General features: G+C 55.8%; 18 protein-coding genes. 11 read left to right on the forward strand and 7 right to left on the reverse strand.

Annotation, left to right across the window (positions count from 1 at the left end; genetic code table 11):
* Positions 1–110 precede the first annotated feature (110 nt).
* The 4 genes from JT31_RS19540 to cirA all read left to right on the forward strand — a co-directional run bounded on the left by JT31_RS19540 (position 111) and on the right by cirA (position 5,200).
* Positions 111–1,226 (forward strand): ABC transporter substrate-binding protein, encoded by a 1,116-nt coding sequence (locus JT31_RS19540; RefSeq protein ID WP_052049080.1) that lies wholly within the window; start codon positions 111–113, stop codon positions 1,224–1,226.
* Between the two features lie 15 nt (positions 1,227–1,241).
* Positions 1,242–2,318, forward strand: a complete 1,077-nt coding sequence (locus JT31_RS19545) for a FecCD family ABC transporter permease (RefSeq protein ID WP_038481087.1) — start codon at positions 1,242–1,244, stop codon at positions 2,316–2,318.
* Positions 2,315–3,103, forward strand: coding sequence for an ABC transporter ATP-binding protein (locus JT31_RS19550; RefSeq protein ID WP_096753968.1), 789 nt, complete (start codon positions 2,315–2,317; stop codon positions 3,101–3,103). The genes JT31_RS19545 and JT31_RS19550 overlap by 4 nt, the downstream gene beginning before the upstream one ends.
* Positions 3,104–3,229: 126 nt before the next feature.
* Positions 3,230–5,200, forward strand: coding sequence for a catecholate siderophore receptor CirA (cirA, locus tag JT31_RS19555; RefSeq protein ID WP_038481092.1), 1,971 nt, complete (start codon positions 3,230–3,232; stop codon positions 5,198–5,200).
* Positions 5,201–5,908: 708 nt separating this feature from the next.
* Here the strand turns inward: cirA and fghA are convergent.
* A complete protein-coding gene (fghA, locus tag JT31_RS19560; protein ID WP_038481095.1) occupies positions 5,909–6,745 on the reverse strand; it encodes an S-formylglutathione hydrolase in 837 nt (278 codons plus the stop codon).
* Positions 6,746–6,982: 237 nt separating this feature from the next.
* Here fghA and folE point away from each other — a divergent pair, with 237 nt between their 5' ends.
* The 6 genes from folE to mglC all read left to right on the forward strand — a co-directional run bounded on the left by folE (position 6,983) and on the right by mglC (position 13,916).
* The gene (gene folE / locus JT31_RS19565; RefSeq protein WP_038481098.1) at positions 6,983–7,648 is read left to right on the forward strand and encodes a GTP cyclohydrolase I FolE; all 666 of its coding nucleotides are present in this window, start codon (positions 6,983–6,985) and stop codon (positions 7,646–7,648) included.
* A gap of 18 nt (positions 7,649–7,666) precedes the next feature.
* Positions 7,667–8,824, forward strand: coding sequence for a DUF418 domain-containing protein YeiB (gene yeiB / locus JT31_RS19570; RefSeq protein ID WP_038481101.1), 1,158 nt, complete (start codon positions 7,667–7,669; stop codon positions 8,822–8,824).
* A 122-nt stretch (positions 8,825–8,946) separates the two neighbouring features.
* Complete coding sequence (gene galS / locus JT31_RS19575) at positions 8,947–10,002, forward strand: HTH-type transcriptional regulator GalS (RefSeq protein ID WP_038481104.1); 1,056 nt, start codon at positions 8,947–8,949, stop codon at positions 10,000–10,002.
* 283 nt (positions 10,003–10,285) lie between these two features.
* The gene (mglB, locus tag JT31_RS19580) at positions 10,286–11,281 is read left to right on the forward strand and encodes a galactose/glucose ABC transporter substrate-binding protein MglB (RefSeq protein ID WP_038481107.1); all 996 of its coding nucleotides are present in this window, start codon (positions 10,286–10,288) and stop codon (positions 11,279–11,281) included.
* 83 nt (positions 11,282–11,364) lie between these two features.
* The gene (mglA, locus tag JT31_RS19585) at positions 11,365–12,885 is read left to right on the forward strand and encodes a galactose/methyl galactoside ABC transporter ATP-binding protein MglA (protein WP_038481110.1); all 1,521 of its coding nucleotides are present in this window, start codon (positions 11,365–11,367) and stop codon (positions 12,883–12,885) included.
* 20 nt (positions 12,886–12,905) lie between these two features.
* Complete coding sequence (gene mglC / locus JT31_RS19590) at positions 12,906–13,916, forward strand: galactose/methyl galactoside ABC transporter permease MglC (RefSeq protein WP_038481113.1); 1,011 nt, start codon at positions 12,906–12,908, stop codon at positions 13,914–13,916.
* Positions 13,917–13,976: 60 nt separating this feature from the next.
* Here the strand turns inward: mglC and sanA are convergent, their stop codons facing one another.
* From sanA to ldtB, 5 genes are all read right to left on the reverse strand, one after another.
* Complete coding sequence (sanA, locus tag JT31_RS19595) at positions 13,977–14,696, reverse strand: outer membrane permeability protein SanA (protein WP_038481116.1); 720 nt, start codon at positions 14,694–14,696, stop codon at positions 13,977–13,979.
* Between the two features lie 131 nt (positions 14,697–14,827).
* Positions 14,828–15,715: a cytidine deaminase gene (cdd, locus tag JT31_RS19600; protein ID WP_038481119.1), complete on the reverse strand. Its 888-nt coding sequence runs from the start codon at positions 15,713–15,715 to the stop codon at positions 14,828–14,830.
* A 128-nt stretch (positions 15,716–15,843) separates the two neighbouring features.
* Positions 15,844–16,539, reverse strand: a complete 696-nt coding sequence (locus JT31_RS19605; protein ID WP_038481122.1) for a CidB/LrgB family autolysis modulator — start codon at positions 16,537–16,539, stop codon at positions 15,844–15,846.
* Positions 16,536–16,937, reverse strand: coding sequence for a CidA/LrgA family protein (locus JT31_RS19610; RefSeq protein ID WP_038481125.1), 402 nt, complete (start codon positions 16,935–16,937; stop codon positions 16,536–16,538). The genes JT31_RS19605 and JT31_RS19610 overlap by 4 nt, the downstream gene beginning before the upstream one ends.
* Before the next feature lie 171 nt (positions 16,938–17,108).
* Positions 17,109–18,023, reverse strand: coding sequence for a L,D-transpeptidase (ldtB, locus tag JT31_RS19615; RefSeq protein ID WP_038481128.1), 915 nt, complete (start codon positions 18,021–18,023; stop codon positions 17,109–17,111).
* Positions 18,024–18,262: 239 nt separating this feature from the next.
* Between ldtB and JT31_RS19620 the strand changes: the two genes are divergently transcribed.
* On the forward strand, positions 18,263–19,858 hold the full coding sequence (locus JT31_RS19620) for an ABC-F family ATPase (RefSeq protein WP_038481131.1): 1,596 nt from the start codon (positions 18,263–18,265) through the stop codon (positions 19,856–19,858).
* 119 nt (positions 19,859–19,977) lie between these two features.
* Here JT31_RS19620 and JT31_RS19625 read toward each other — a convergent pair whose 3' ends face one another.
* Positions 19,978–22,341 carry a TIM-barrel domain-containing protein gene (locus JT31_RS19625; RefSeq protein WP_038481133.1) on the reverse strand — a complete coding sequence of 788 codons (2,364 nt, stop codon included), beginning with the start codon at positions 22,339–22,341 and terminating at the stop codon, positions 19,978–19,980.
* Positions 22,342–22,354 lie beyond the last annotated feature (13 nt).

A 22,354-nucleotide genomic window follows, 5' to 3' on the forward strand; every position in this document is an offset into this window, starting at 1 on the left:
CAATAATGCCAACGGGCTATAGTATTCAACAATTAAATTGATAACCATTATCATTTGCTTTATCGTTAACGCCATTCTTTAAGGAACGAAGGAGCGTTAGCGTGAAGCATATGATTAAATTCAAGAATATCTGTCTGGCTCTGGCATTAACCGCCGCCGGTTTGCACTCCGCCGTCGCCGCGACGGTCACCGATATCGTAGGGCGTGAAGTCACCATCCCGCAGAAGGTTGACCGCATTTTGCTGGGGGAAGGGCGGCTGTTTTATGCTCTGGCGCTGCTGGAAGGGCAAAAGCCGATAGATCGCATCGTGGGCTGGCAGGGCGACTTCCGTAAGCTGGACACCCAGACTTACGCGGAATATAAAGCGAAATTCCCGAAAATTGACGATATTCCGCTGATTGGCAGCACCACGGCCGACAGCGTCAGCCCGGAAAAAGTGCTGACGTTGCATCCGGATGTGGCGATTTTTGGCCTGTCTGGTCACGGCCCTGGCCGCCACAGCGAGCTGGTTTCCCAGCTTGAAAAAGCGGGCGTGCCGGTAGTCTTCGTCGATTTTCGTACCTCGCCGCTGAAAAATACCTTGCCGAGCATGCGTCTGCTGGGCAAAGTGTTGCATCGCGAGAAACAGGCCGATGATTACATCGCCTTTTATGAAGCAAACCTGAAAAAAATTACCGACGTCACCGGCAAGATGGCGGCAAAAGATAAACCTTCGGTGTTTATCGAACTGCGTGCTGCGGCGATGGAAGAGTGCTGCGGGTCTGCCGGGAAAGGCAACATGGGCGATTTTATCGATCTGGCGGGCGGTAACAACATTGCTAAAGACCTGCTGCCGGGTGCGTTGGGCACGGTGAACCTGGAAAAAGTGCTTGCCGCTGACCCGCAGGTCTATATTGCCAGCGGCGGCAAAGCCCCTGGTGCGACCTCGCCGGGCGTGGTGCTCGGCGCTCAGGCGACCAAAGCTGAAGCCCAGGCCAGCCTGCAGAGCGTGCTGGAGCGTAAAGGCATTGACCAGCTAACGGCGGTTAAAGAAGGGCGCGCCTATGGCGTATGGCATAATTTCTACAATTCGCCGTATAACATCCTGGCTATTCAGGCGATGGCGACCTGGTTCCATCCGCAGCAGTTTGCCGAGGTGAATCCGGAGCAGACGATGCAACAACTTTATAAACAGTTCCTGGCGGTAGAGCCAACGGGAACGTACTGGACCGATCTGAAGAAGTAACGAAGGTAAGACTTGATGAGTGCCACCACCGATCCGATGCCGAACGAGGCGCAGCCTGCCACTATTATGGGGCGCTACCAGCAGGTGCTACGTCACCGCTATTTGCTGATGGGGGCGTTGGTCATTGCGATCTTAGCCTCGCTGCTGCTGGACTTTACCCTTGGCCCGTCCGGGCTGCCGCTGGATACGCTGTGGCAGACCCTGATTGACCCGGCCAGCGCTAACGCCGGTACGCGGGTGATCGTGTGGGACATTCGTCTGCCTTATGCGCTGATGGCGCTGCTGGTCGGCATGGCGCTGGGCCTGGCGGGGGCGGAGATGCAAACCATCCTCAATAACCCGCTGGCCAGCCCGTTTACGCTCGGCGTTTCCTCCGCGGCGGCCTTCGGTGCCGCGCTGGCTATCATTCTCGGCATCGGTATCCCTGGGGTGCCGGATCAGTGGTTTATCTCCGCCAACGCCTTTGTCTTTGCGCTGTTTGCCGCGCTGATGCTGGACGCCATTACCCGCTGGACCCGCGTGGCGAGTTCCGGCGTGGTGCTGTTTGGTATCGCGCTGGTGTTCACCTTTAATGCCCTGGTGTCGATGCTGCAGTTTATCGCCAGCGAAGACACGCTGCAGGGGCTGGTGTTCTGGACCATGGGCAGCCTGGCGCGTGCCTCCTGGGACAAGCTCGGCGTGCTGCTGCTGGCCTTTGCCATCATCATGCCGATTTCTATGCTCAGTTCCTGGAAGCTGACCGCGCTGCGCTTAGGCGAAGATCGCGCCGTCAGCTTTGGTATCGACGTGAAGCGCCTGCGTTTAGGCACTTTGCTGCGCATCAGTATTTTGTCCGCGCTGTCCGTGGCCTTTGTGGGCCCAATCGGCTTCATTGGCCTGGTTGCGCCGCACATCGCCCGTATGCTGTTTGGCGAAGATCACCGTTTTTACCTGCCGGGCAGCGTGCTGGTCGGGGCGCTGGTGCTGTCACTGGCGTCGGTTGCCTCTAAAAACATTATCCCTGGCGTCATCATTCCGGTGGGGATCGTCACCTCGCTGGTGGGCGTGCCGTTCTTCCTGAGTATTATTCTTCGCCATAAGGGGAACGTGTGATGCAGGGCTTACAGATTGATGCATTCAACGCCGGTTACCCGAAGCGTAAAATTATCGAAAACCTCAGCGTGCCGACGCTGCCACGCGGCAAAATTACCGTGCTGCTGGGGCCAAACGGCTGCGGTAAATCGACTTTACTGCGTTCGTTAGCGGGCCTGAACCGCGCGGAAGGGCAGCTGTATCTCGACGGTGAAGACCTGATGGCTTTGCCGTTCGCTAAACGCGCGGAAAAAGTGGTTTACCTGCCGCAGTCGCTGCCGCAGGGCGTGCATCTGCACGTGCTGGAATCCATCATCGTGGCGCAGCGTGCGTCCGGTGGCCGCCACAGCGCTGAAAGCGAAGCGCAGGTCATGCAGCTGCTAAAACAGCTGGGGATCTCGCATCTGGCTTTGAGCTACCTGGATCAGCTTTCCGGCGGGCAAAAACAGCTCGTAGGCCTGGCGCAGTCTTTGATTCGCCGTCCCTCTCTGCTGTTGCTCGACGAGCCGCTGAGTGCGCTGGATTTGAATTACCAGTTCCACGTCATGGACCTGGTCGCCCGCGAAACCCGCGAGCGCAATATCGTCACCGTTGTTGTGGTGCACGATATTAATATTGCTTTACGCCATAGCGAGCATGTTCTCATGCTGCGCGACGGCAAACTGGTTGCCAGCGGCGAGCCGGAGGAAGTGATTACTCCGCGCAGCCTGGCCCAGGTTTACGGCGTGAAGGGGCGCATTGAACGCTGCTCACAGGGTGTTGCCCAGGTGCTTATCGACGGCCTGGTGGAAACGCCCACCGTATAACAACGCATTTCAGGAATACTAAGGAACACAGTATGCAGCCGGTGGCCAATGTAGCCGCTGGCGCATAGTGCAATGTGAGCGCTAAACGGTTGTTTCGTTTGTAATTCACCTCATGGAGAGAAAGAAATGTTAAGGTTGAATCCCATTGTCCGGGGAGGACTCTGCGCATCCGTGCTCGGTCTGGCTTTTCCCGCCATCGCTGACGATCGCGAAGAAACCCTCGTAGTCACCGCGTCCGCCATCGAACAAAACCTCAAAGATGCGCCTGCCAGCATCAGCGTTATCACCCAGGACGAGCTGCAAAAAAGGCCCGTCAATAATCTGAAAGATGTGCTGCAGAACGTGCCCGGCGTACAGCTGACCAACGAAAGCGATAACCGCCGTGGCGTCAGCCTGCGTGGCATGGACAGCAGCTACACCCTGATTCTGGTGGACGGCAAGCGAGTCAACTCCCGCAATGCGGTATTCCGCCATAACGATTTTGACCTGAACTGGATCCCGGCTGATGCGATTGAACGTATCGAAGTAGTGCGCGGGCCGATGTCCTCGCTCTATGGCTCAGATGCCCTTGGCGGCGTGGTGAACATCATTACCCGCAAGGTAGGCAAAGCCTGGCACGGGACCTTCACCGTGGATTCAACCGTGCAGGAACACCGCGACCGCGGCGATACCTACAACGGCAATTTCTTCACCAGCGGCCCGCTGATTGACGACGTGCTCGGCGTAAAAGTCTACGGCAGCCTGGGCAAGCGCCAGAAAGACGGTCAGCAGACTTCAACAACTAACGCCAATGGCCTGACGCCGCAGATTGAAGGCTTCACTTCGCGCAATGCCAGCACCGAGTTTTCGTGGACGCCTGCCGACAATCAGGATGTCACCGTAGGCTACGGCTTTGACCGCCAGGACAGGGAATCTGACTCGCTGGATAAGAACCGCATCGAACGTCAGGATTATTCCCTCGGCCATAACGGACGCTGGGACTTCGGCAATTCGGAACTGCGTTTCTACGGCGACAAAATTGATAACCTCAACCCGGGCAATAGCGCGGCTATCACCTCACGTAACAACAGCGTCGACGGCAAGCTGGTGCTGCCGCTCAGCGACATCAACCAGTTCCTGACCTTCGGCGGTGAGTGGCGTCACGACAAGCTGAGCGACCCGGTAAATATTACCGGCGGTAATAGTTCTAAAACTTCTGCCAGCCAGTACGCTCTGTTTATTGAAGACGAATGGCGCATCTTCGAGCCGCTGGCGCTGACCACCGGCATTCGTATGGATGACCATGAAACCTACGGCGACCACTGGAGCCCGCGTGCTTATCTGGTGTACAGCGCCACCGATACCGTCACCGTTAAAGGCGGCTGGGCAACGGCCTTCAAAGCGCCTTCTCTGCTGCAGCTTAGCCCGGACTGGACCAGTAAATCCTGCCGTGGCGCCTGCCAGATTGTCGGCAGCCCTGACCTGAAGCCGGAAACGAGCGAAAGCTTTGAGCTGGGCCTGTATTACGCCGGGGACGAAGGCATTCTGGACGGCGTGAGCGGCAGCGTGACCGCCTTCCAGAACAACGTTGAGGATATGATTGGTATCCAGCGTACCGCGAACCGCAGCGTGGCACCGTCTTACTCAAACTTTGTTGGCTTTGATAAGAGCGGTAACCCGATCTTCCGCTACTACAACGTGAACAAAGCGCGTATCCGCGGTGTGGAAACCGAGCTGAAAATACCGTTTAACGACCAGTGGAAGCTGTCGCTGAACTACACCTACAACGACGGGCGTGACCTGAGCAACGGCGGCAATAAACCGCTGCAGCAGCAGTCGTTCCATACCGCTAACGGCACCGTTGACTGGGCGCCGCTGGAAGACTGGTCGTTCTATGTTTCGGCGAACTACACCGGCAAGCAGCGTGCGGTATCAGCCACCGACAAAACGCCGGGCGGCTACATAGTGTGGAACACGGGTGGAGCCTGGAAGGCGACGAAGAACGTGAAGGTGCGCGCAGGGGTGCTGAACCTGGGCGACAAAGACCTGAATCGTGACGTCTACAGCTACAACGAAGACGGCCGTCGCTACTTTATGGCGCTGGATTATAGTTTCTAAGCGGTAGGTACCGTCTCTCTAAGAGGTGTGTCTTATACATATTCTTCCTGGAGAGGTCCTTAGTTCAGTCGTTATTCCGTTCACCCATAGATCTGTTTTCCCTGCTCGTTCAGAGCACGGTGAACGTGTGAGGGGGAATTACGCCATTCCCCCTCACAACCCCCGGCGCCCGGCGAGCTCATCGCCGCTGAAGCGGTAAACCCACCGGCTATCACCCAAACATTCGGGGTCGTTCGCGATTCGTTCCCGACGATCGCTCTCTTTCGCTGTTCCCGACAGCTCAACCCCGCCTGAGTTGGGTCATAACCGGGGGCGATGAGAGCCGGGAACAAGGGCGTGGCTGCGGGGCTAGCAGCGACTGTGACGCTCTGTGTAGCGGCGAGTTTGAAGCGAGGCTCGGTTCCGGCTTAAATCGCCTCCGTTTTCTCTCCGACTGGCCAGGGTCCGGACGTCGGGAGCGGCCGGAGGCTGAGAGCGTCGGGAACGCATCTCAGCCGACCCAGGACTGGGAGATAAAACGGAGGTCTGCCGCTTTAGCGGTCGATTTATTTGGCCGGGAGTCCGGGTTCTTAGGGGAGTGACGGTGACTCCCCTAAGACGTTCACCGGTTCAGTGGTGACATCTGAAACAGGACTGGAAGTGAACGGAAACTTAGCAGATTCTTCCTGGAGCAATTTCTTACTAAGAGACAGCTCCCAGGGTAACTCCCTATCCCCGCAAATGCTCCGCATGAAAACGAAGGTGATCCTCCACAAACGTGGCGATGAAATAGTAACTGTGGTCGCAGCCCGGCTGAATGCGCAGCGTCAGCGGCCAGCCTTTCTCCTGCGCGATTTTTTCAAACTCTTCCGGCCTTAACTGGTCGGCCAGGAACTGATCGTCATCCCCCTGATCGATGAGCGTTGGCAGCTGTGCGGACGCCCCGGCTTTACCCAGCAGGCAGCAGCTGTCCCATTCTTGCCATAAAGATTCATCTTCACCGAGATAGGCCCTGAAGGCTTTTTGCCCCCACGGGACGCGGGTCGGGTTAACGATAGGCGCAAAGGCAGAAACCGAGCGGAAGCGGCCGGGGTTTTTCAGCGCCATGATCAGCGCGCCGTGGCCGCCCATGGAGTGGCCAAAGATTGAGGCTTTCTCGCTGACGCTGAAATTATCCGCAATCAGCTGAGGCAGTTCATCGCGCAGGTAATCGTACATGCGGAAGTGCGTGGCCCACGGCTGCTGCGTCGCGTTGAGGTAAAAGCCTGCGCCCTGGCCCAGGTCATAGCCCGCGTCGTTTGGCACTTCTTCGCCGCGTGGGCTGGTGTCCGGCATCACCAGGACAATGCCAAGCTCGGCGGCAACGCGCTGCGCGCCTGCTTTAGTCGTGAAATTTTCATCGTTGCAGGTCAGCCCGGAAAGCCAGTAAACCACCGGCGGCGGCGTGGTGCCAGCCGGAGGTGGGAGAAAAATACTGAATGTCATTGGGCAGTTAAGCACGGTGGACGGGTGGCGCCAGCGCTGCTGCCAGCCTTCGAAACATCGGTGTTCTTCCAGTAATTCCATCCAGAGGCTCCTTACATATTTTCAATAGTTATGAACAACTTTCACTTCACCTGAGTCTAGCCATCCCGCATTATGGCCGCAACGGTATTGTTCTGCCCGCTCAGGCGATGAACGGTTATTTCGATTTCAATAATTATGCCCGGCACTACTGGATTCTAAGCACGTGCTGCCGCACAATAAGCGGACACTTTGCCCCATGAAGGGCAGAGGTCAGCCACACCTGCAGGAGAAAACAGCATGTCATCACTCTCAAAAGAAGCCGCCCTGGTTCATGAGGCGCTGCTTGCGCGCGGTTTGGAAACGCCGCTGCGTCCGCCGTTACGTGAACTGGATAATGAAACTCGTAAAAGCCAGATTGCCGCCCATATGACGGAAATCATGCAGCTGCTTAATCTCGATTTGAGTGACGACAGCCTGATTGAAACGCCGCATCGCATCGCCAAAATGTATGTCGATGAGATTTTCTCTGGCCTGGACTACGCGAACTTCCCGAAAATCACCGTCATTGAAAATAAAATGAAGGTCGATGAAATGGTCACCGTGCGCGATATCACCCTGACCAGCACGTGCGAGCACCACTTCGTGACTATCGACGGTAAAGCAACCGTGGCGTATATCCCCAAAGACACCGTGATTGGCCTGTCTAAAATTAACCGCATCGTGCAGTTTTTTGCTCAGCGCCCGCAGGTTCAGGAACGCCTGACCCAGCAGATCCTGACCGCGCTGCAAACGCTGCTGGGCACCAACAACGTGGCGGTTTCCATTGATGCCGTGCATTACTGCGTGAAAGCGCGTGGCGTGAAAGACGCTACCAGCGCGACCACCACCACGTCACTCGGTGGCCTGTTTAAGTCCAGCCAGAATACGCGTCAGGAGTTCCTGCGCGCAGTACGCCACAATTAATTCCCCAGGCAGGTATCCGTGGAGAGAAATATCACCCTGGACTTCGTCCGCGGTACCGCCATTCTGGGCATTCTGCTGCTCAATATTGTCGCCTTTGGCCTGCCGAAGGCGGCATACCTAAACCCGGCCTGGTATGGCGAGATAACCTCCCGTGACGCCTGGACCTGGGCGGTCATGGACCTGTTTGCCGAAGTTAAATTCCTCACGCTTTTCGCGCTGCTGTTCGGGGCTGGCCTGCAAATGCTGCTGGCTCGCGGCTCACGCTGGATACAGTCGCGGCTGACGCTGCTGGTATTACTGGGCTTTATCCACGCGCTGCTGCTGTGGGATGGTGACATTCTGCTGGCTTACGGCCTGACAGGGCTGGTGTGCTGGCGGCTGATTCGTGAGGCAACGGGGCAAAATCAGCTCTTTAAGACCGGCGTAGTGCTGTACCTCATCGGCATTGGCGTGCTGGTGCTGCTCGGCGTGATTTCAGGCGACGGCCTTAACCGTTCCTGGGTGCCGGATGCGGCTAATCTGCAGTATGAGCAATGGTGGAAGCTGGGCGGCGGCATTCAGGCCATCAGCAATCGTGCGGATTTACTCTCTTCAAACCTGGTGGCGCTGGGCGCGCAGTACGGCTGGCAGCTGGCGGGCATGATGCTCATCGGCGCGGCGCTAATGCGCAGCGGCTGGCTGAAAGGGGAGTTTAGCCTGAAGCATTACCGCCGAACCGCCGCGATTTTTATCGTCATCGGGATGGCCATCAACCTGCCGGCGATTATTGCCCAGTGGCACCTTGCATGGGATTCGCGCTGGTGTGCGTTGCTGTTACAGGCCCCGCGCGAGCTGAGCGCGCCGTTTCAGTCCATTGGCTACGCCGCGCTGGCGTGGGGATTCTGGCCGCAGCTTTCGCGCTTCAGGCTGGTGGGGTGGATTGCCTGCGTCGGGCGGATGGCGTTGACGAACTACCTGCTGCAAACAATCATCTGCACAACCTTGTTCTATCGCTTTGGTTTATATATGAAATTTGACCGTCTTTCGCTGCTGGCCTTTGTCCCTGCCGTGTGGGCGGTGAACATCCTGCTGTCGGTTATCTGGCTGCGCTATTTCCGCCAGGGGCCGGTGGAATGGCTGTGGCGACAGCTAACCGCTCGTGCTTCAGGGGATGCGTTACGCAAAGCACAGAGATAATGATATTCGTCACAAAGGTTAACGAATTGTATGTAACCGCTTTCATCGCTGTGATCGACTTCACGCCACGCCGCCCCTCACTCCCCGCAAAATAGCCACCTTGCCTAAAACAGGGTGCACCTATGAGACCGACTCCCCCAACGCCGATTACCATTCGTGACGTTGCCCGTATCGCCGGGGTTTCAGTAGCGACAGTATCCCGAGTATTAAATAACAGCGCGCTGGTCAGCCCGGAAACGCGCGAAAACGTCATGCAGGCGGTTGCTGAGCTGGGCTACCGTCCAAACGCCAATGCGCAAGCGCTGGCCACCCAGGTTAGCGACACCATCGGCGTGGTGGTGATGGACGTCTCCGATCCCTTCTTCGGGGCATTGGTCAAAGCCGTGGATATGGTTGCCCAGCAGCACAATAAATATTTGCTGATCGGTAACAGCTATCACCAGGAAGAAAAAGAGCGCCATGCCATTGAGGTGCTGATTCGCCAGCGCTGTAGCGCGCTGATTGTGCACGCCAAGGCGCTGAGCGACGAGGAGCTGGCCGCATTCCTGGAGCAGGTCCCCGGCATGGTGCTGATCAACCGTCTGGTGCCCGGCTACGCACACCGCTGCGTTTGCCTCGATAACGTCAGCGGCGCGGTGATGGCCACCCGCATGCTGCTGAATCAGGGGCATTCGCGTATCGGTTATCTGGCCTCCAGCCATCAGATTGAGGATAACGACCAGCGCCATCAGGGCTGGCTGCAGGCGCTGGCGGAGCACGGCATCGCGCCGCCGGAGGCCTGGGTCGGAATGGGCACGCCGGACATGCAAGGCGGAGAGGCGGCAATGGTTGAGCTGCTGGGGCGCAACCTGCAGCTCAGCGCGGTCTTCTCTTATAACGACAGCATGGCCGCCGGCGCGCTAACGGCGCTGAAGGACAACGGCATTGCCGTGCCGCAGCATGTTTCCATCATCGGTTTCGACGATATTCCCATTGCCCGCTACACCGACCCGCAGCTGACAACGGTGCGCTATCCGGTAGTTTCGATGGCCCGTCTGGCGACCGAACTGGCGTTACAGGGCGCGGCAGGCCAGCTGGATCGTGATGTAACGCACTGTTTTATGCCGACTTTAGTCCGCCGTCATTCGGTGGCGATAAAGCAAAATGTGGCGTCGATCACTCCGCTGTCAAAGAGTTAGATGTAACCGGTTTCAATCTGTGAGTAAATTCACAGTTAATTAACATTGCGCTGACTATTATGTCAGCGTTTTATCAGCTGAAACACTATGTAACGGTGACTTCTCACTTTTAGCATAGCGATAAGGCCAAAGACGACCATAAAAACGCAGTATTGGATTGTTACCGAACACGGAAGTGCAATTATTTTAGGATAACTTCGGCATTCAGTAACCTTTTCATAACATTACTGTCCTGCCTGGTTTCGAACGCGAACTACCCTGCAAAATAAAAACCGGAGATACCATGAATAAGAAGGTTTTGACCCTGTCCGCCGTGATGTCCTGCATGCTGTTTGGTGCCGCTGCGAACGCCGCTGACCGTATTGGTGTGACGATTTATAAATACGACGACAACTTCATGTCAGTGGTTCGTAAGGCCATCGAGAAAGATGCTAAAGCGTCACCGGACGTGCAGCTGCTGATGAACGACTCCCAGAACGACCAGTCCAAACAGAACGACCAGATTGACGTTCTGCTGGCAAAAGGCGTGAAAGCGCTGGCCATCAACCTGGTTGACCCGGCCGCAGCGGGCACCGTAATCGAAAAAGCACGCGCACAAAACGTGCCGATTGTGTTCTTCAACAAAGAACCTTCCCGCAAAGCGCTGGATAGCTATGACAAAGCTTACTATGTGGGCACAGACTCCAAAGAGTCCGGGATTATTCAGGGCGACCTGATTGCCAAACACTGGGCGGCTAACCCGGCGTGGGACCTGAACAAAGACGGCCAGGTGCAGTTCGTGCTGCTGAAAGGCGAACCGGGCCACCCGGATGCCGAAGCGCGTACCACTTACGTTATCAAAGAGCTGAACGACAAAGGTCTGAAAACCCAGCAGCTGCAGCTGGATACCGCCATGTGGGATACCGCTCAGGCTAAAGACAAAATGGACGCCTGGCTCTCTGGCCCGAACGCTAACAAAATCGAAGTGGTTATTGCCAACAACGATGCGATGGCAATGGGTGCTGTAGAAGCGCTGAAAGCACACAACAAATCTTCTATTCCAGTATTTGGCGTAGATGCCCTGCCGGAAGCGTTGGCGCTGGTGAAATCCGGTGCAATGGCAGGTACCGTGCTGAACGACGCCAACAACCAGGCGAAAGCGACCTTTGACCTGGCGAAAAACCTGGCCGACGGTAAACCAGCCGCTGAAGGCACTAACTGGAAAATCGAGAACAAAATTGTACGCGTACCGTATGTAGGCGTGGATAAAGATAATCTCGCACAGTTCATCGGCAAATAAATACCCGTCATATTTTAGTTGTACACGGGCGCAGATACCTGCGCCCGGCTTTAGGCAGGTTACTCAGCGACACAGGTATAATTATGGTCGACAATAACTCAGCTACGCCGTCGGAATTTTTGCTGGAAATGACCGGCATTAATAAATCCTTCCCCGGCGTTAAGGCACTGGATAATGTTAATTTAAAAGTGCGTCCACACTCTATTCATGCCCTGATGGGTGAAAACGGTGCGGGCAAATCGACATTATTGAAATGCCTTTTTGGGATCTACAGCAAAGATTCCGGCAGCATCCTTTTTCAGGGAAAAGAGGTCAATTTCAGCAGCACCAAAGAGGCGCTGGAAAACGGTATTTCTATGGTGCATCAGGAGCTTAACCTGGTCCTGCAGCGCACCGTGATGGACAACATGTGGCTCGGGCGTTACCCGACCAAAGGGGTGTTTGTCGATCAGGATAAAATGTACCGCGACACCAAAGAGATTTTTGACGAGCTGGATATTGATATCGACCCGCGAGCCCGCGTCGGTACGTTGTCCGTTTCTCAAATGCAGATGATTGAAATTGCCAAGGCTTTCTCCTATAACGCCAAAATCGTTATTATGGATGAGCCAACGTCCTCGCTGACGGAAAAAGAAGTTAATCATCTTTTTAAAATTATTCGCAAATTAAAAGATCGCGGCTGCGGCATTGTTTATATCTCCCATAAAATGGAAGAAATATTCCAGCTGTGCGATGAAATTACTATTTTGCGTGACGGGCAGTGGATTGCCACCCAGCCGCTGGAAGGGCTGGATATGGACAAAATCATCGCCATGATGGTGGGCCGCTCCCTGAACCAGCGCTTCCCGGACAAATCCAACGTGCCGGGTGAAGTTATCCTCGAAGTACGCAACCTGACCTCGCTGCGCCAGCCGTCGATTCGCGATATCTCCTTTGATTTACATAAAGGTGAAATCCTCGGCATTGCGGGCCTCGTCGGCGCGAAGCGTACCGATATAGTGGAAACGCTGTTTGGTATCCGCGAAAAATCTGGCGGCACCATTAAGCTGCACGGCAAAAAGATCAATAACAGCAACGCGAACGAAGCGATCAATCATGGCTTTGCGCTGGTCACCGAAGAGCGCCGCTCAACCGGGATCTACGCCTACCTGGATATCGGCTTTAACTCACTCATTTCCAATATTCGTAACTACAAAAACAAGGTCGGTCTGCTGGATAACTCCCGCATGAAAAGCGATACCCAGTGGGTTATCGACTCCATGCGCGTGAAAACGCCGGGGCACCGCACCTCCATCGGCTCGCTGTCCGGCGGTAACCAGCAGAAGGTGATCATCGGCCGCTGGCTGCTGACTCAGCCGGAAATTCTGATGCTGGATGAACCGACGCGCGGCATTGACGTTGGCGCCAAGTTTGAGATTTACCAGCTGATTGCTGAACTGGCTAAAAAAGGAAAAGGGATCATTATCATTTCGTCCGAGATGCCGGAATTGTTAGGGATTACAGACCGTATTCTGGTGATGAGCAACGGGCTAGTGGCCGGAATTGTAGACACCAAAACAACAACGCAGAACGAAATCTTACGTCTTGCGTCTGTGCACCTGTGATGATTTAGGGGCTATTAAAAATGAGTGCGTTAAATAAGAAGAGTTTTCTAACTTATCTAAAAGAGGGCGGCATCTACGTGGTACTGCTGGTGCTGCTGGCGATCATTATTTTCCAGGATCCGACGTTCTTAAGCCTGCTTAACCTGAGTAACATTCTGACCCAGTCTTCGGTGCGTATTATCATCGCGCTGGGCGTGGCCGGGCTGATTGTCACCCAGGGGACCGACCTGTCAGCAGGGCGCCAGGTTGGCCTGGCGGCGGTTGTCGCGGCGACGCTGCTGCAGTCGATGGACAACGTCAACAAGGTGTTCCCGGACATGCACACCATGCCAATTCCGGTGGTGCTGCTGATTGTCTGTGCCGTGGGCGCGGTCATTGGCCTGGTGAACGGGATTATTATCGCTTACCTGAACGTGACGCCGTTTATTACCACCCTGGGCACCATGATCATCGTGTACGGGATTAACTCCCTGTATTACGACTTTGTAGGCGCATCGCCGATTTCCGGCTTTGACTCCCACTTCTCGACCTTCACGCAGGGCTTTATTGCCCTGGGCAGTTTCCGTCTGTCGTACATTACATTCTATGCCCTGTTTGCGGTGCTGTTCGTCTGGGTGCTGTGGAACAAAACCCGCTTCGGAAAAAACATCTTCGCCATCGGCGGTAACCCTGAAGCGGCGAAAGTCTCCGGCGTTAACGTGGCGCTGAACCTGATCATGATTTATGCCCTGTCCGGCGTGTTCTATGCCTTTGGCGGAATGCTGGAAGCGGGCCGTATCGGCTCCGCCACCAACAACCTCGGCTTTATGTACGAGCTGGATGCGATTGCGGCGTGCGTGGTTGGCGGTGTGTCATTCAGCGGCGGGGTAGGGACAGTTGTCGGCGTGGTTACCGGGGTAATCATCTTCACGGTTATCAACTACGGCCTGACCTATATCGGCGTGAACCCTTACTGGCAGTACATCATCAAGGGCGGCATTATTATCTTTGCCGTGGCGCTGGACTCCCTGAAGTACGCGCGTAAGAAATAATCTAAGCAGTGTACAAGAAAGCCCGCCATATCATGTGCGGGCTTTTTTTGTGCTCAGATATCACTTCTTCTCTTTTCTCTGTATTTCCAGCAGCTGCCCCGGCGTGACGGCCGGGTAGGCCTGTGCGTCCTCCGGCACTTCTTGCAGCGATGGGATTGGCACTAACGGGCCGAGGAAACGCGGCTCGCGCTTGAACAGGTATAAATCTGCCAGTGCGCCCAGGCGAGCGCCAAATTCACGCGTGCGCACGGTGAGCATATTTTTCGGGGAAGGTACCGCGTAGCACTGCGCCTGAATCCCCATATGCAGGGCGATAAACAGCGCGCGCTCGCAGTGGAATCGCTGGGTAATGATGATGAAGTCGTTGGTATCAAAGACTTTACGGGTGCGAACAATCGAGTCCAGCGTGCGGAAGCCCGCGTAGTCCAGCACGATATCCGCCGGATCGACGCCGCCGGCAATCAGGTCTTTGCGCATGGTCATCGGCTCGTTGTAGCTTTGCTGCGCGTTATCGCCGCTCAGCAGCAGGTAGTTCACCTTGCCGCTGTTATAGGCGTTCAGGGCGCCTTGAATGCGGTACAGGTAGTACTGATTGATGACGCCGGTGCGGTAATACTTGGCGGTGCCGAGCACCACACCGACCTGACGATAGGGCAGATCCTGCAGTTCATCGTAGACGTAAGGCGCGGTTTTCCAGCTGATCCAGCGGTCGAGCCCGAGCGCAGCCGCCAGCGTTAAGCCGATAATAATAAGCAGGCCGTAAAACACGCGCTTCAACATGAACTTGCAGACTCATTCGCGGGGTGAAATTTCATCCAAGGCTACTTTACCCGGCCCTCAAGAGCAAGAAACGCGGGTTCAGTTGGGGCAAATTTCAACAATGCGAGTGTGGGTACACCCGCAACGGAGAATTACTGAGCAATATTAACGCGATCAACGGCTTCACAGCCCAGAGCTTTCAGCGTGGCGGAGGTGGCGTCCCACTGCAGCAGCGGCGCATCGAATTTTTCTGCCAGCACGGCGCGCTTAATTTGCGGATAGTCATAACCATTCAGGGAAAGCAGGTTCAGCGCGGCCTGCAGCGGCGGCAGAGAAGGGTTGAACGCGGCGTTTTCCGCATAACAGCCGGTAAAGATTCTGCCGTCGACCATTTCCAGCGCAACGCCCGCCGGGGCTTTACTGTATGGCGCATGGCTGCGGTTGGCCGCTGCAATAGCTGCCTGAGTGAGGGCATCACCTTTTAACGTGAAACCGTGGTTTTCTTCATCCAGCAACAGCGTTTTGATTTCCAGGTCGCGCGGGCCAAAGGCGTCCGGCAGGTATTCGCCAAGCGTGGACGGCTGGCGGCCTGGCAGATGAATGCGCAGCGCGGTGCCGCTGTTCAGCTCGTTCATGAACTGGCGGCAGTGGCCGCAGGGCGTGTAGTTGACGGTGATATCGACCAGGCCTTTTTCGCCGCGCATCCACGCGTGGGTGATGGCGCTTTGTTCGGCGTGCACGGTTTGCTGCATGGTGGCGCCAAGAAACTCCATATTGCCGCCAAAATAGAGGTTACCGCTTACGCCGCGGGCCACGGCCCCGACGTTAAAATGGGAGAGGTCTGCACGCGCGCAGGCTGCGGCCAGCGGCAACAGAGCGAAAGCCAGGTCGTCGTCGCCCAGCCCGGTTTGATGTTTTAGCGCTTCAACTTCGGCCGCTGTAAACATTGCCGGGAAGTGTGCGTCGGCAAGCAGGGGTTGCAAAGCGGTTTGCAGCGCGGCGGGGAGTTGCACAACGGCGGCATCAAAACGTGAACGCATGTTAAAGCCTCATAAAGGGTAACGGAAACGTAGTTTACGGATCTGTATAGGCCAAATATGTGATCAACTTCTAATTGTTTGTGCAACTTATGAAAACAAATATGAAAATGCGCGATCTCTCGCAAGTTTTAGCCGAAGAGCTTCAGCAGCACCGGGAATAAAAACGGAGCGATGAGTGAGGTCATGACCCCGCAAATAACCAGCGCCAGCGAGCTAAAAGCGCCTTCCTGGAAGTCGAGTTCCGCGCAGCGGGCGGTGCCCAGCGCGTGAGAAGCCGTCCCCATTGCCAGGCCGCGTGACGCCTTGGTGCTGATGCGCATCATATTCAGCAGCGTGTGGCCAAACACGGCGCCGAGAATACCGACGAAGATAACGCACACTGCGCTAATGGCCGGGATACCGCCAATGCCACCGCCTACCGCCATCGCAATTGGCGTGGTAACGGATTTCGGCAGAACCGAGGCGGCAATTTCCGGGGATGCGCCCATTAATAAAGCAATTGAGGTGCCGGTGGACATCGCCACCATACTGCCAATAAAGCAGATGGTGATAATCGACTTCCAGCGGGCGCGAATCTGGTGAATTTGCTCGTAAAGCGGAAAGGCCAGGGCTACAACGGCAGGCTGCAGCAGGTCGTTGAGCACTTCGCTGCCTTTAAAATAGTGGTCGTAAGGAATACCCGTGAGCAGCAGAAAAGGAATGATCACCACCATGCAAACCAGCAGCGGGTTTAGCAGCGGGGATTTCAGCCGGGCAGCCAGTTTGCGGGCGGCGAAAAACACCACCAGAGTTAACGGTAAAGACCACCATATATAGTGCATCATTTTTTCTCTGCCTCGCCTTCACCAATCACTTTTCTTTCGCCGTGGACCAGGTGCGAGCTCCAGCTCACGATGACAAGCACCACCAGCGTACTGATTAAACAGGAAACCACCACCGGGCCAAACTGGGCTTTCAGCACGTCGTAATATTGCATCACGCCCACGCCAATAGGCACGAACAGCAGGGCCATATAGCGAATCAGCAGGTGACAGCTGGGTTTTACCCACTTCGCCGGCAGGATTTGTAGCGACAGCAGCACAAACAAAATCAGCATGCCGATAATGCTGCCAGGGATGACGATGGGCAGCAGCGACGCGACGAAAATACCGGCATATAAGCACAGGTAAATTAAGACAAAAGCGCGAAGATACTGCCAGATTACGGTGAACGAGTTGCGCATGGAGGTTACCCTTTAAGAAACGCATTCATCATACAATTAAACTCGAAATTGTGCTATCCATCACAACATGAATTATGAGCATAACAAACATTCCCTGCGTGAAGGTTGCCCGGCTGATTTTAGGCAATAAAAAAGCGGCCCGGAGGCCGCCTTGATTCGATTACTTTTAGCTTAGTTCAGACGAACCGGCATGCCGGAACGGTTCTGAATCGCCTGGTCAACAACGGTGGTATCAACGTCGGACTGAGCGGTGACTTTCTGTACGCTGCTGGTCAGCTTGATTGGCACGATTTCACCGGAGTTGAACTGCGCTTCGGTAGTAGAAAGCGGGTTGTGAACTTCGATGTAGCGGCTGCCGTCCGGCTCGGTGGTGGCTTTTACCGGCTCATCAATGAACTGAACGCGAGTGCCGACCGGCACGTTGTCGAACAGGAACTTGATGTCTTCGTTACGCAGACGTACGCAGCCATGGCTGACGCGCAGGCCGATACCGAAGTTGGCGTTGGTGCCGTGAATCGCATACAGATTACCGATGTACAGCGCGTACAGGCCCATCGGGTTATCCGGGCCAGCTGGCACAACAGCCGGCAGCGGCGTACCGGCAGCGGCGTATTCGGCATGCATTTTCGCGGTAGGGGTCCAGGTTGGCCCATTTTTCTTACGCTCTACCTTGGTGGTCCAGTTAATCGGGGTATCTTTACCCAGCTGGCCGATACCGATTGGCAGCACGATAACGGTGTTGGTGCCTTTCGGGTAATAGTAGAGGCGCATTTCCGCGCTGTTAATCACAATCCCTTCATGCACGGTGTCCGGCAGGATCAGCTGCTGAGGGATGTTCAGGATGGTTCCGGCTTTCGGCAGGTATGGGTCAATCCCTGGGTTAGCTTCCAGCATGTTAGACAGTCCCATCTGGTACTGTGCGGCATACTCTTCCAGCGGCGCGGTGCTGCCTTCCGGAATAGTGATAACCTGATTTTCACCAACCAGGCGGCTGCCGTTGGTCGGTAACGGATAGGTCACGGCGGAAGCTGAGAAAGACGCGACAGCCACAAAAGCCAGTAAGAGCGAGCGTAATTTTATATTCATGTTGTGCGAAGTGTTATGCCAGACGGGCCAGCTAGTGAGTGTTTATGGATGATTCAGCCGCGCATTATATGTGCATTACATTCATCTGGGAAATCAGATGTGGATGAAATCACAATTTTTTCACACTGATTAACTATTGTACGGTGAAGATGCGGGGCGACCCTTTATCATAGTTATGGCATAATGTGGCCGAAATCACATTCCAAAATCTCGACAACTTATTTCTCCAGGACATACCAGTGCTTGTATCCAGCAACGTTACCATGCAGTTTGGCAGCAAACCGCTGTTCGAAAATATCTCCGTCAAATTTGGCGGCGGCAACCGTTATGGCCTGATCGGCGCTAACGGAAGTGGCAAATCCACGTTCATGAAAATTCTCGGCGGGGACTTAGAGCCGACGCTGGGCAACGTTTCTCTCGATCCAAACGAGCGCATCGGTAAGCTGCGTCAGGATCAGTTCGCGTTCGAGAAATTCACCGTGCTCGACACCGTCATCATGGGCCACGGCGAGCTGTGGGAAGTGAAGCAGGAACGCGACCGCATTTATGCCCTGCCGGAGATGAGCGAAGAAGACGGTTACAAAGTTGCCGACCTCGAAGTGAAATACGGCGAGATGGACGGCTACACCGCAGAAGCGCGTGCGGGCGAACTGCTGCTCGGCGTGGGCATTCCGTTGGAGCAGCATTACGGCCCGATGAGCGAAGTCGCTCCAGGCTGGAAACTGCGCGTGCTGCTGGCGCAGGCGCTGTTCTCTAACCCGGACATCCTGCTGCTTGATGAACCTACGAACAACCTGGACATCGACACCATTCGCTGGCTGGAAACCGTGCTCAACGAACGCAACAGCACGATGATTATTATCTCGCACGACCGTCACTTCCTGAACATGGTCTGTACCCATATGGCTGACCTGGACTACGGCGAGCTGCGCGTTTATCCGGGCAACTACGACGAATACATGACGGCGGCGACCCAGGCTCGCGAGCGCCTGCTGTCCGATAACGCCAAGAAAAAAGCGCAGATTGCTGACCTGCAATCCTTCGTGAGCCGCTTCAGCGCCAACGCCTCCAAATCTCGTCAGGCGACCTCTCGTGCCCGTCAGATTGATAAAATCAAGCTGGACGAAGTGAAGGCCTCCAGCCGTCAGAACCCGTTCATTCGCTTCGAGCAGGATAAGAAACTGTTCCGTAATGCGCTTGAAGTCGAGGCGCTGACCAAAGGGTTTGAAAACGGTCCGTTGTTCAAAGGCGTTAATCTGCTGCTGGAAGTCGGTGAAAAACTGGCGGTGCTGGGGGCTAACGGCATCGGTAAAACCACGCTGCTGAAAACCCTGGTCGGTGAACTGGCTCCGGATAACGGCGGCGTGAAGTGGTCTGAAAATGCTCAGATTGGCTACTACGCGCAGGATCATGAATACGAGTTCGAAAACGACCTGACCGTGTTCGACTGGATGAGCCAGTGGAAGCAGGAAGGCGACGACGAGCAGGCGGTGCGCAGCATTCTGGGCCGTTTACTCTTCAGCCAGGACGACATCAAAAAGCCTGCTAAAGTGCTGTCAGGGGGAGAAAAGGGCCGCATGCTGTTCGGCAAGCTGATGATGGAAAAACCAAATATCCTGATCATGGACGAACCGACGAACCACCTGGATATGGAATCCATCGAGTCGCTGAACATGGCGCTGGAGATGTACCAGGGCACGCTTATCTTCGTTTCTCACGACCGTGAGTTTGTTAGCTCGCTGGCAACCCGCGTGCTGGAAATCACCCCAGAGCGCGTGATTGACTTCACCGGCGGCTACGAAGATTACCTGCGCAGCAAAGGGATCGACGGGTAATTTTACCCTGACCCAAACCCTCTCCCTAAAAAGGGAGAGGGGACAGATTGAATTATAGGTATGGCTCCCACCTGTTTTCCCCCTCGCCCCTTTGGGGAGAGGGCCGGGGTGAGGGGCAATTACAACGCCCACACCCCGCATTCCACGCCGTTCACCAGCAGCCGACGCTTCTCTCCCTCAGGCAGAGACAGCTTAATCTCGCGCCAGGCAGGTTGATAATCCCCCTTGCGGCTAAAGGCCACGTCAATCTCATTGGCCGAACAGGTTATTTCCCAACTTAGCCAGAGCGCGTTGCCCTCTTTATAGCCCCAGGATTCTCCATCATCCTCAAACAGCGAGCCGTGAGAAACGCCCGCGCCCTGCAGCGGGTAAATCTTCAGCTCACGAACGGTATCATCCTGCGGGGAAACATAGCTGATGCGTTCGCTGTGGGGCAATGCAGCCCCGGCACGCACCAGCAGCGGCAAGCGTTCAAGCGGCGCGGGCAGGGTGATTATCTGCCCGCCGCTGAACCACTCGCCGGTATAATAGTCGTACCAGCCGTGCTCATTGGCCGGCAGCCATAAAGCGCGCTCGCGCTGCCCCGGCTCCACTACGCTCGCCACCAGCAGATCCCGGCCCAGCAGGAACTCATCGCACTCGTCAAACGTCTTCTCATCGTGTTCATGGTCGAGGAATGTTGCGCGCAGCATCGGTTCGTCATCCGTATGGGCCTGCCATAGCAGCGTGTAGAAATAGGGCAGCAGGCGGTAGCGCAGCTCGATTGCGCTGCGGATAGCGGGAGTGACCGCCGGATACATCCACGGTTCGTTTACGGTGTGGTCATCATTCCATGAGTGGATGGTAAAGCGCGGGTGCATCACGCCGTTCTGAACCCAGCGAACGAAAAGCTCGGCGTCGGGTTTATCGCCCGAAAAACCGCCGACGTCATGCCCGACGTTAAACAGGCCGGACAGGCTCATGCCAACGCCCATGCGCGTGTTGTAGCGCAGCGTCTCCCAACTGGTGCGGTTGTCGCCGCTCCATGTCTGAACGTAGCGTTGCATCCCGGCGCAGCCGGAACGGGAAATCAGATACGGGCGCTTTTCCGGGGCAAACGTCTGCTGAGCCTCCATCGAGGCGCGCATCATCAGCAGCGGCATAACCGGGCGAATGTGCTTGATGGCTATCGGTTTGCCAAAGCCGTAGCAGCGAGCTTCCCCGTCCCACACTTCATATTCGTTGTTGTCGTTCCAGGTGGAGCCGATGCCCATATCCAGCAGCTGCGTGGTAACGCCAGTCTGCCACCATTTCACCGTGGCCGGGTTGGTGAAGTCCAGATGAGAGCCTTCATCGTCCCAGAAGCTGGAACGTTCCGGCGCATCGGATTCCGAATCTTTGATAAACAGCCCGCCTTTGGCTACGTCCTCATAGCGCGGATGATCCTGCAGCAGACAGGGTTTGATGTTGGCCGCAAGGCGGATCCCGGCCGCCATAAACGCCCGGCTCATCACCTTCGGCTGCGGCACTTTTTCATAGTTCCAGTTAAACACGTAGCGCTTGTTATTGATCGAGGTGTAGCCCGACGAAAGCTGGAAAGAGTCGCACGGAATCGCGTGCTGCTGGCTCAGGCGGATAAAGTTCATCAGCTGGTTTTGGGCGTCCGGCGCGTCGGTGTAATGCATCGTTGACCCGCTGTAGCCGAGGCTCCATTTGGGGCCAAAAAAGGTTTTACCTGTCAGCCGCACGAACGCTTTGGTGACGTCCAGCACGCGCGGGCCGAGGAACATGTAGTAGTCCAGGTCTCCGGCTTCCGCCTGCCAGCGGCGGTAAGCCAGGTGATAGTTGTCTATCTCGTTGCCCAGATCCAGCCAGCAATTGCTCAGGTTGTCGTAGAACAGGCCAAAGCTAACGTCGTCGCGGCGCGTAATAGTGAAGGGGATATGCTTGTAAAGCGGGTCGGTGGACGCCGCGTTGTACCCCATCGCATCCAGGTTACGCATCTCATAACGCCTGCCGGTGCGGTTAAGCGGCCCGGCTTTTTCCCCCAGGCCGTAAAAACGCTCGCCGGCAAAACGCCGCTGATAGTGCGCCACGCCATCGCCGTGAGCGTTAAGCTGGTACGCGCTGGTGGGACGATCGCAGGCGAGAGGCTGCCATTCGCCACGCTTGGTTTTGTATTCCCATTCCAGATAAAGCGGCTGATGCACGGTCACGCGCATACTTTGGCTACTGATGATGAGGCAATCGGCCTGCTGTTCCAGCGTGAAGCCGGGCAGGGTAAATCCGGCGAGGCTTTCGCGCTCGCGGCCTTCCCACGGCACATCATGCTGCGGGGCGATGCTCCAGCTGCGGTCCAGCGCCAGGCCCTGCTGCCGCTTGATCAATACGCGAAACAGCTTCTCTTCCAGCACGTACAGGTGCAGCGAATGCTTGCCGTCGAGGGTCAGGATAACCTGGCTGTCATCTTGTTTTGCGAGCGTCCAGTTCTTAAGTGTTTTCATCAGTGACCATCCA

It is taken from the genome of Cedecea neteri (genome assembly GCF_000757825.1).
Classification (GTDB): domain Bacteria; phylum Pseudomonadota; class Gammaproteobacteria; order Enterobacterales; family Enterobacteriaceae; genus Cedecea; species Cedecea selenatireducens.

Bases quoted from the DNA above. Each gene is read 5' to 3' on its own strand.
- JT31_RS19540 (WP_052049080.1), top strand. From the start codon at position 111: ATGATTAAATTCAAGAATATCTGTCTGGCTCTGGCATTAACCGCCGCC.
- JT31_RS19545 (WP_038481087.1), top strand. From the start codon at position 1,242: ATGAGTGCCACCACCGATCCGATGCCGAACGAGGCGCAGCCTGCCACT.
- cirA (WP_038481092.1), top strand. From the start codon at position 3,230: ATGTTAAGGTTGAATCCCATTGTCCGGGGAGGACTCTGCGCATCCGTG.
- fghA (WP_038481095.1), bottom strand. From the start codon at position 6,745: ATGGAATTACTGGAAGAACACCGATGTTTCGAAGGCTGGCAGCAGCGC.
- folE (WP_038481098.1), top strand. From the start codon at position 6,983: ATGTCATCACTCTCAAAAGAAGCCGCCCTGGTTCATGAGGCGCTGCTT.
- galS (WP_038481104.1), top strand. From the start codon at position 8,947: ATGAGACCGACTCCCCCAACGCCGATTACCATTCGTGACGTTGCCCGT.
- mglB (WP_038481107.1), top strand. From the start codon at position 10,286: ATGAATAAGAAGGTTTTGACCCTGTCCGCCGTGATGTCCTGCATGCTG.
- mglA (WP_038481110.1), top strand. From the start codon at position 11,365: ATGGTCGACAATAACTCAGCTACGCCGTCGGAATTTTTGCTGGAAATG.
- mglC (WP_038481113.1), top strand. From the start codon at position 12,906: ATGAGTGCGTTAAATAAGAAGAGTTTTCTAACTTATCTAAAAGAGGGC.
- sanA (WP_038481116.1), bottom strand. From the start codon at position 14,696: ATGTTGAAGCGCGTGTTTTACGGCCTGCTTATTATTATCGGCTTAACG.
- cdd (WP_038481119.1), bottom strand. From the start codon at position 15,715: ATGCGTTCACGTTTTGATGCCGCCGTTGTGCAACTCCCCGCCGCGCTG.
- JT31_RS19605 (WP_038481122.1), bottom strand. From the start codon at position 16,539: ATGATGCACTATATATGGTGGTCTTTACCGTTAACTCTGGTGGTGTTT.
- JT31_RS19610 (WP_038481125.1), bottom strand. From the start codon at position 16,937: ATGCGCAACTCGTTCACCGTAATCTGGCAGTATCTTCGCGCTTTTGTC.
- ldtB (WP_038481128.1), bottom strand. From the start codon at position 18,023: ATGAATATAAAATTACGCTCGCTCTTACTGGCTTTTGTGGCTGTCGCG.
- JT31_RS19625 (WP_038481133.1), bottom strand. From the start codon at position 22,341: ATGAAAACACTTAAGAACTGGACGCTCGCAAAACAAGATGACAGCCAG.